This window comes from Arenimonas sp. (assembly GCF_041919775.1).
In the GTDB taxonomy this organism is placed as follows: Bacteria; Pseudomonadota; Gammaproteobacteria; order Xanthomonadales; family Xanthomonadaceae; genus Arenimonas.
Window position 1 is genome coordinate 1 of record NZ_JAYRTE010000044.1, and the last position, 3,663, is coordinate 3,663.

Sequence of the window (3,663 nt, forward strand, 5' to 3'; positions counted from 1 at the left end):
TGCTGGAGAACCTCGCGTCCGAGCACGCGGCGCGGATGGTCGCCATGAAGGCCGCCTCCGACAACGCCACCAAGCTGATCGGCACCCTGAACCTGATCTACAACAAGGCCCGCCAGGCGGCGATCACGCAGGAAATCTCCGAGATCGTCGGCGGCGCCGCGGCCGTCTAACCAGAACCCACTCGCAGGAACGGCACCCGCCGCGACCCACCGAGTCAAAGAATCGTTTTCCAGAGGAAACAGCAATGAGCCAGGGCAAGGTTGTTCAGATCATCGGCGCCGTCGTCGACGTCGAGTTCCCGCGCGCCGACGTGCCGAAGGTGTACGACGCGCTGAAGGTCACGGGCACCGAGATCACGCTCGAGGTCCAGCAGCAGCTGGGCGACGGCGTGGTGCGCACCATCGCCCTCGGCTCCACCGACGGCCTCAAGCGCAACCTGGTCGCCGTCAACACCGGCAAGGCGATCGCCGTGCCCGTGGGCAAGGCCACCCTGGGCCGCATCATGGACGTGCTGGGCAACCCGATCGACGAGGCCGGCCCGGTCGCCACCCAGGACCACTGGGAAATCCACCGCGCCGCCCCGTCCTACGAGGAACAGTCCTCGGGCAACGAGCTGCTCGAGACCGGCATCAAGGTCATCGACCTGATGTGCCCGTTCGCCAAGGGCGGCAAGGTCGGCCTGTTCGGCGGCGCCGGCGTCGGCAAGACCGTCAACATGATGGAGCTGATCAACAACATCGCCAAGCAGCACTCGGGCCTGTCGGTGTTCGCCGGCGTGGGCGAGCGTACCCGCGAGGGCAACGACTTCTACCACGAGATGAAGGACTCCAACGTCCTGGACAAGGTGGCGATGGTGTACGGCCAGATGAACGAGCCGCCGGGCAACCGCCTGCGCGTCGCGCTGACCGGCCTGACCATGGCCGAGTACTTCCGCGACGACATCGACCCGGCCACCGGCAAGGGCCGCGACATCCTGTTCTTCGTCGACAACATCTACCGCTACACCCTGGCCGGCACCGAAGTCTCGGCGCTGCTGGGCCGCATGCCGTCCGCCGTGGGTTACCAGCCGACGCTGGCCGAGGAAATGGGCGTTCTGCAGGAGCGCATCACCTCCACCAAGACCGGCTCGATCACCTCGATCCAGGCCGTCTACGTGCCCGCGGACGACCTGACCGACCCGTCGCCGGCGACCACCTTCGCCCACCTCGACGCCACCGTCGTGCTGTCGCGAAACATCGCCTCGCTGGGCATCTACCCGGCCGTGGACCCGCTGGACTCGACCTCGCGCCAGCTGGACCCGAACGTGATCGGCAACGAGCACTACGACACCGCGCGCCGCGTGCAGGCCACCCTGCAGAAGTACAAGGAGCTCAAGGACATCATCGCGATCCTGGGCATGGACGAGCTGTCGGAAGAAGACAAGCAGGCCGTGTCCCGCGCCCGCAAGATCGAGCGCTTCTTCTCGCAGCCCTTCCACGTGGCCGAAGTCTTCACCGGCTCGCCGGGCAAGTACGTCACGCTCAAGGAAACCATCCGCGGCTTCAAGATGATCGTCGACGGCGAGTGCGATGCGCTGCCCGAGCAGGCGTTCTACATGGTCGGCGGCATCGACGAGGCCTTCGAGAAGGCCAAGAAGATGCAGGCTGCGGCCTAAGGGGATTTGCTCATGAGCACCATCCGTTGCGACATCGTCAGCGCCGAGGAAGAGATCTTCCAGGGTGACGTGCAGCTGGTCGTGGCCACCGGCGAGATGGGCGAGCTCGGCATCGCGCCGCGCCATGCGCCCCTGATCACCCGCCTCAAGCCCGGCCAGGTCCGCCTGACGCTGGCCGACGGCGCCGAGCAGTTCTTCTACGTCTCCGGCGGCATCCTCGAAGTCCAGCCGCAGGTGGTGACCATCCTCACGGACACCGCCATCCGCGCCGCGGACCTCGACGAGGCCCAGGCCAAGGCGGCCAAGGACGAAGCCGAGCGCATGCTGGCCAACCGCAGCGAAGCCATGGACATTGCCGAGGCGCAGACCAAGCTGGCCGAGGCGATGGCCCAGCTGCAGGCCCTCGAGCGCCTGCGCAAGAACCTCAAGCACTGAACCGGCGCCTCCGGCCCTGCCGGAGCCACGTCGCGACCGCGCCGGCCCCGTGCCGGCGTTGTCGTTTCCGGGCATCGGAAAATGTCGGCTGGCGACCCGGGCGTTGCCAACCGATACTAGGCCCACGGAGGACACCATGAGCCAGTCGTTGCACGTCATCATCCTCGCCGCCGGCGAGGGCAAGCGCATGAAATCGCGCACCCCCAAGGTCCTGCAGCCCATCGCGGGCCGGCCGATGCTTGGCCACGTGGTCGACACGGCCCGCGCCCTCGGCGCGGCCGGCATCCACGTGGTCTATGGGCACGGCGGCGACCAGGTGCGTGCAGCCTTCGCCGAAGACGGCGACCTGCACTGGGCCGAACAGGCCCGCCAGCTCGGCACCGGCCACGCCGTGCAGCAGGCCATGCCCGCGGTGCCCGAGAACGCGCGCGTGCTGGTGCTTTATGCCGACGTCCCGCTGATCACGCAGCAGACGCTGCGCGACCTGCTCGATGCCGCCAGCGACCGCGCCGCCGTGCTCTGCGAAACCCTCGCCGACCCGACCGGCTACGGCCGCGTGCTGCTTGACGGCAACGGCAACGTGCAGGCCATCGTCGAACACAAGGACGCCGACGAAAGCCAGCGCGCGGTCAAACTGGTGAACACCGGCGTCATCGCCGCGCCGGCTTCCGACCTGCGCCGCTGGCTGTCGCGCCTGGGCAACGACAATGCCCAGGGCGAGTATTACCTGACCGACGTGTTCGCGATGGCCCGGGCCGATGGCCGCGCCGCCGCGCACACGAACTGCCGCATTCCCGGCGAGGCCGAAGGCGCGAACGACCCCGTGCAGCTGGCGCGGCTTGAGCGCGCTTTCCAGCGCCGCGCCGCCGAGGCGCTGATGCGCGAAGGCGTGCGCCTGGCCGACCCCGCGCGTTTCGACCAGCGCGGCAGCGTCGAAGCCGGCAGCGACGTCGAGATCGACGTGGACGTGGTCCTCGAGGGCCGCGTGGTGCTCGGCGATGGCGTGCGCATCGGTCCCTTCTGCCGCCTGCGCAACGTGGAGCTCGGCCCGGGCACCGTGGTCAGCGCGCACTGCGACCTTGAAGGCGTGGTCGCGGCCGCCGGCTGCACGCTGGGGCCGTTCGCGCGCCTGCGCCCGGGCACGGAGCTGGGCGAAGGCGTGCACATCGGCAACTTCGTCGAAACCAAGAAGACCAGCCTGGGCGACGGCAGCAAGGCCAACCACCTCAGCTACCTCGGCGACACCCTGGTCGGCGCGAAGGTGAACATCGGCGCCGGCACCATTACCTGCAACTACGACGGCGTGAACAAGTCGACCACCACGATCGGCGACGGCGCCTTCATCGGCTCCAACAGTTCGCTGGTGGCGCCGGTGGAAATCGGCGAAGGCGCGACCATCGGCGCCGGCAGCGTCATCACCAAACCGGCGCCGGCCGGCAAGCTCACCGTCGCCCGCGGCCGGCAGGCCACTGTCGACGGCTGGCAGCGGCCCCGCAAGCGCTGATGGTCCCGTAGGAGCGCCTTCAGGCGCGAATCATTTCTTTGCCGAAGGCAAAGCCAGAAGATTCGCGCCT

General features: G+C 68.5%; 4 protein-coding genes. All 4 read left to right on the forward strand.

Features of this window, described 5'->3' with window-relative positions; all coding sequences use genetic code 11:
- On the forward strand, positions 1–170 hold a 170-nt coding region (locus ACE3TE_RS12975), incomplete at its 5' end, for a F0F1 ATP synthase subunit gamma (RefSeq protein ID WP_374605622.1).
- A gap of 74 nt (positions 171–244) precedes the next feature.
- A complete protein-coding gene (gene atpD / locus ACE3TE_RS12980; RefSeq protein ID WP_374605616.1) occupies positions 245–1,654 on the forward strand; it encodes a F0F1 ATP synthase subunit beta in 1,410 nt (469 codons plus the stop codon).
- A 12-nt stretch (positions 1,655–1,666) separates the two neighbouring features.
- A complete protein-coding gene (locus ACE3TE_RS12985) occupies positions 1,667–2,089 on the forward strand; it encodes a F0F1 ATP synthase subunit epsilon (RefSeq protein WP_374605618.1) in 423 nt (140 codons plus the stop codon).
- 136 nt (positions 2,090–2,225) lie between these two features.
- Positions 2,226–3,593 (forward strand): bifunctional UDP-N-acetylglucosamine diphosphorylase/glucosamine-1-phosphate N-acetyltransferase GlmU, encoded by a 1,368-nt coding sequence (glmU, locus tag ACE3TE_RS12990; RefSeq protein ID WP_374605620.1) that lies wholly within the window; start codon positions 2,226–2,228, stop codon positions 3,591–3,593.
- Positions 3,594–3,663 lie beyond the last annotated feature (70 nt).